Origin of the sequence: Microcoleus sp. A003_D6 (assembly GCF_036702825.1) — a bacterium.
Taxonomy (GTDB): Bacteria; Cyanobacteriota; Cyanobacteriia; order Cyanobacteriales; family Microcoleaceae; genus Microcoleus.
In genome coordinates this window covers 1-5,428 of sequence record NZ_JAUBWA010000227.1, presented here as the reverse complement: position 1 = coordinate 5,428, position 5,428 = coordinate 1, and the positions used below count along the sequence as shown (strand labels likewise).

General features: G+C 40.4%; 5 protein-coding genes and 1 pseudogene. 5 read left to right on the top strand and 1 reads right to left on the bottom strand.

The window, feature by feature from the left end; genetic code table 11:
• The first annotated feature begins 84 nt into the window (after positions 1–84).
• The 5 genes from QUB70_RS31505 (at position 85) to QUB70_RS31485 (ending at position 4,691) form a co-directional block, all read left to right on the top strand.
• Positions 85–282, top strand: coding sequence for a type II toxin-antitoxin system HicB family antitoxin (locus QUB70_RS31505; RefSeq protein ID WP_332985706.1), 198 nt, complete (start codon positions 85–87; stop codon positions 280–282).
• Complete coding sequence (locus tag QUB70_RS31500; protein ID WP_332985705.1) at positions 282–500, top strand: type II toxin-antitoxin system HicA family toxin; 219 nt, start codon at positions 282–284, stop codon at positions 498–500. The genes QUB70_RS31505 and QUB70_RS31500 overlap by 1 nt, the downstream gene beginning before the upstream one ends.
• A gap of 469 nt (positions 501–969) precedes the next feature.
• Positions 970–3,897 (top strand): dynamin family protein, encoded by a 2,928-nt coding sequence (locus tag QUB70_RS31495; RefSeq protein ID WP_332985704.1) that lies wholly within the window; start codon positions 970–972, stop codon positions 3,895–3,897.
• Positions 3,898–3,977: 80 nt separating this feature from the next.
• Positions 3,978–4,232, top strand: a complete 255-nt coding sequence (locus QUB70_RS31490) for an HNH endonuclease (protein WP_332985702.1) — start codon at positions 3,978–3,980, stop codon at positions 4,230–4,232.
• Positions 4,233–4,244: 12 nt separating this feature from the next.
• Positions 4,245–4,691, top strand: a complete 447-nt coding sequence (locus QUB70_RS31485) for a hypothetical protein (protein WP_332985700.1) — start codon at positions 4,245–4,247, stop codon at positions 4,689–4,691.
• Between the two features lie 566 nt (positions 4,692–5,257).
• On the opposite strand, the pseudogene QUB70_RS31480 reads toward QUB70_RS31485, so the two are convergent.
• Positions 5,258–5,428 (bottom strand): annotated as a pseudogene (locus tag QUB70_RS31480) (photosystem II q(b) protein); the annotation flags it as partial.

Sequence of the window (5,428 nt, the reverse complement as noted above, 5' to 3'; positions counted from 1 at the left end):
AGCTTGCACACGCGGAGCGTTCAAACCAGTCAAAGTCTTTCTCTGTCCAGGTTTTAGGCTTTTTCGGCAAGCCCTAAATATGAAATTTTCCCTGATGATGGGACTTTCTACGGAGAAATTCCTATCTGTGAGGGAGTCTATGCAAATGCTCTAACTCTGGAAGCTTGTCGAGAAGAATTGCAAGAGGTATTGGAAGACTGGATCTTACTTAGTCTCACAATGAATCTTCCTTTACCTGTCCTTGATAATATCGACCTGATAATTACCAAGGAAGTTGCCTGATGCATCCTTTAAAACTAATCAAACGTCGAGACTTAATTTATGATCTGAAACAACTGGGATTTGACGGCCCCTATTCAGGAATAAGGCATCAGTTTATGTTGAAAGATAGCCTTCGTGTCACTATCCCTAATCCTCATCAAGGCGATATCAGTGCCAACTTTTTAGCTAAAATATTGGGACAGGCTAAAGTTGATATTAGTGATTGGGAGAACCTGTAAACTTGAAAGGGTTTTGTCAATTATATTAAATAAAAGGATCGCACTTATTATGGGACTGAGATCGTAAATGAGAGGCCGTCGTCCTTCTTCTGCTACTGGGGATGATACGCGAAGCGCAATCTGCCTTTGAAAAAAATCCTCTTTTATTTAGTTTCTAAGATGTAGGGTGCGTCACCTGCGATAATACATAGTTTTGGTAACAAATGGTAAGGTGACGCACCCTACTACTTGGCGCGATCGAGGCGCAGTTCTATCAGAATTAAAACAGGAGACAGACAAAATTTAATCGGGTGAAAAAAAGACTTAAATTCAGCTATACTGACTTAGGGGCAAATAAGATGATCGCGATCGCGATTAGTACAGGTCACCTGACGAGACTAACTGGTGGTTAGGTAGGCCAGGAGGCTTGAGTTGCTAATGGAGTCCGGCTCTTCTGATAATTGTCTGAAAATTAGAGTGCTTTTTCCACATGACCCAAAAACCACATCAATCTGAAAATTTAAAAGCCGATGTAGATCGTCTGTTGCGGCTGTTGGATAAGGAGCCGTCCTTGAAAGGTCAGCACAACATCGCCGCAATTAAAACTTCCCGTGATAAGGCAATTGCCCCCAGGTTCGAGATTGTCTTTGCGGGAACCTACAGTGCTGGTAAGTCGATGCTGATCAATGCTTTGCTAGGGCAAGATTTGCTTTACAGCAGTACAGGTCATGCTACTGGGATCGAATGCTACATAGAGTATGCCAAGTCGTCAGGAGAAGAACGAGTTGAACTTACGTTTCTTAGCGTCTCAGAAGTACGGGAAGAGGTCAATGACAGATCTAAAACTCTGAAACTACAGTCAGTTGACATTACTCAAGAGGGGGCAATTGAAAAGTTAAGGCAACAATGTAAAAAAATCACTGGAGAGCATAAGGGTTCTGGGAAAACTGATCAGGAAGACGAAGCAGATGGACTGCTGGCATTACTTGATGGATTTGAGGCTAACCGCAAATACATCGAATCGAAAAATAATACTTATGGGATGGAGGATTTAGGTCTTTCCAACAAGAATGCACATGATTATGCTCGTCGTGGCATAAACAGTGCTGTTCTCAAGCGCATTAAATACTACTGCCATTATCCCCTGTTAGAGGATGGTAACGTCCTAGTTGACTTGCCAGGGATTGATGCCCCAGTGCAAAGAGATGCAAAATTAACCTATCGCAAGGTTGAAGATACTAAAACCTCTGCTGTCATCTATGTGATGAAGGCCGATCAAGAAGGAGAAACAGAGACAGCGGAAAAAGAATTAACAAGAGTAATACGGGAAAACCCAGGAATTGGCGATCGCGTCTTCTACGTCTTTAATCGCATCGATAAAACTTGGCGTGATCCCAAGCTGAAACAAGAACTGGACGATCTGATTAGGGAAAACTTCAGTAATACGCGAAGGGAAATTCATGAAACTAGCGCTCTGCTAGGTTTCTGGGCTAGTCAACTCAAAAATACAAGTGAAAGCGATCGCTGGGGACTAGATAGTATATTTCAAGCCGAAACCAGTAAAGGCTCAGAGGGGGTTGAAAAAACCCCTTCATTTGTCTTGGAGTTTCTTGATTATTGTGATTCCGATAAACTACCAGTTGATAAATTTACCGATATTGTACGGCGTAAAACTCAAAGTAAAAATGAGCAATATTTGGAAATTATTAATCTTTATAAAACCCGTATAATCGAGCAGTTGCTTCAGGATAGCGGTATTCAGGAATTTAGTAATGCTATCACCCGCTATCTAACCGAAGAAAAGCGACCAGAACTATTTGCCAACCTAGCTAGCGATATTAGTGAACTCTGTAACGACTTGCGTGAATCTTACTTAGAAGATCGCCGTCAATGGAAAGAGAAACCTGCAAATATTGCAGAAATAACTGAACAAGATTTGGCACAGGTAGATAAAGAAGTATGGGAAATTGGCGAAGAATTTTACCGACAAATAGAAGAAGAAATTCAACGATTGGTGATGGACACCTGCGAAGATTTTAAGCAAGATTTTAATAATCTTCATCAAAAGATGCAAGATAATCTCACGGAGTTAATAGAAAACTTTTCTATATTAGATACCTTCGCCAATACCTGCCGCAATTATCGTCATGTTACAGCGCCATTAGTAGCCGTTTTGGGACAAGCTTTCTATGACATTGCCAATGGATTAGAAAATATTCTGGTTAAGGAATCAGAAATTTTGATTACTAGCTTTTTCCAACGCTTGATTAAGCGAGTACGCAAGCAAAAATACCATCGTCAGCTTGGTAATTTGTTGTTAGGTGATGATTGTGAAATTGTCCAAGAGCTACAGGATATACAAAAAAAAGTTATCGATGGAGTAAAGGTTTTGGCGAGTGCAGAATGTGTGTTTTATATCATCGAAAGCCCCGACCTTTATGATTACAAAGATAGCGTTTGGCTCTATCAATTTCGTGAAACTTTGCAAGAAGCATCTAACAGCCGAGATGTCAAACGTATGGTAGAAGCAGAAGCATCTATACGTCAACTGCTAGAGATTGATTTTCAAGCCAAATTTAAACAAACAATAGAAGTTGATTTTGGTTTAAAAATTATCAAAATGCTGAATGAATATTTGTTATCAATGGCTGAAAGTAAACGGCAATTGATTTGGCAGCAGTCCGCTTGCGCTCGCGCCAACAAACTGCAAGCCATAGAAAAAGACGCTCAAGCGAAAATAGACGAGCGTAGCCGGAAGTTGGGAGAAGTTGAGGTAAAGATTTCCGACTATAACCAAGCAGTTGCAGGTATTAATAACTGCTTAGAGGCTATGAAATTAGACGACTATAAGTTGCCTACAATACCTGAAGATAATTCCAGTACCACGCCAGATTTCATTGACGTAAATTCTGTGGAGTCAAATAACATCCCACCAGAATCTACTTCCAGTTTCGACTCAGAAAAAGATTCAAGTGCGACGCAAAATTATAGTGAGACAAATCCTGTAGAGTCAGATGACAGCCCCGAACCTGGAGCGAGTGCCAATCAGCTAGCGCGACCTAATTACCAGGCTGCTCAATCCGAAAGTTCTAAAAAATTAGAGAGGGGACAACTTGTGGGGGGCAAAGTTATTAAAGTCACGCCAGATGTCGTAGTCGTCGATTTGGATGGTACAGTTGGGTTGCTCCACATAAGTAATGTTAGCGGTGGCTTTGTTGAATCTCTCCCGGCTCTATTTGAGGAAGATCAGCTAATCAAGGCAATGATTGTTACACTCGATGATGGTAAGCGTCGGATTTCGTTGTCTACTAAGGTTTTGGAAAATTCCAAGGGGGAGATCCTAGAGGATATGGAGCTGGTGATGGCTAATGCAGAGGGTCGTGTTCCTACAGCCCGGAACAAACTGCCTAAGCCATAAGCATTTGTGCAGGGGTGTATTGGAAATATGCCCCCACATAACGAGCCTGGAAGTGCCTGATTTTATAATCTCTACCAAAAATGTCTTTGACGAGAAAAACTCCACGAATTTTAATTCCACCAAAGGTGAGGAAACTTGTTTTTGAACGCGATGGGAATTGCTGCAAAAGCTGCGGTAAGACTGACCAAGAGACTAATCTTACGATCGATCACATCATTCCCTTAGCTCTTGGGGGTTCAAACGACATCAGCAATTTGCAAGCGCTTTGCTTCGATTGCAATAGACGAAAAAAAGACCGCATTGACCCCCGGTTCAAGCGTAGATTCAGCAAATGAAAAGGAAAAAGTATGCCTGAAACAACTCCTAATTATTCCCCTGCTATTTTGGGTACAAGCATAGCTGTTTTATGGTTGATTCATACAGGATTATCAATTGGGTTTAGCAAACAATATGATAATTATCTATCAAAATTTATCAATTTTTTTAATAAAAAACCGATAATATTACCTTCACTAATAGTGTTAATATCTCCGTTTATATTGACTCGGCTTGCTCTTCCTGAGTATGAACTAACTGGAGCGTTTAAACAAGTTTTATCAATATTTACTTTTGTTCTAGGCGTAGTGATTGCCAGGGAAAAAGAAAAATCCAATTCAAGAAAAAGAGATGGAATTTTAGTAGCCTCTCTTTTGTTTGAGTCGTTAGATAACCTTCGGAGATTGAACATAAATAAAACAAAAATTCAAGATAAACTAGAGTCTCGCTTATTATCATTAAAGATCGACAGGGTATAATCTATAGTGAATCTTATTGCTGAAACGAAAGAAGTTAATTTAATAAAATTGGTAGCAATACATTTTAAAACAAAACCTTATATTCAGCTTCTGAAACGTCTCAACTATAAAATAAAAAAATACAATCGCCAACTCTCTCAAAAATTGCCTAACTCTTCAGAAGAGTCCCAACAATTGCTACTTCAGATTTCTGATGTCTCAAAAGAAATATCCAAAGTCACAAAGGATTTAAGAAGCTTTTTGATTAATTAGCGATAGCAAGGGGGGAACAGCCAAGATAGGCGCAAAATAGAGTACGATGTCAAGAAATGCAACCAAAAGCTGCGTCAGTTCTGGGGGAAGTTAGCGATTAACCGGAACTCCAGAGCGATCTGGTGAATGTCGGGGTATGAGGCTAAAATATTGATCCCGGAAGGGTTTTGGAAAAAGATATTCAGCCAATAATATAGGACTTCAAAGAGTTGGAATATGTACTCAACTGTTGACTATTCGCCGATAAATATATTTCCCCAAACAAAAAGCGCCCCTATTTCTAGGAGCGCTGTTTGTTAGTCAAAAGCTAAAACTTAGCCGTTGATAGAAGGAGCAACCAAAGCAACTGGAGTTGTTTCACCAGCAGCCAAATCGAGCGGGAAGTTGTGAGCGTTGCGCTCGTGCATGACTTCCATACCCAAGTTAGCGCGGTTGATAACATCAGCCCAAGTATTGATGACGCGACCTTGAGAGTCGATAATCGA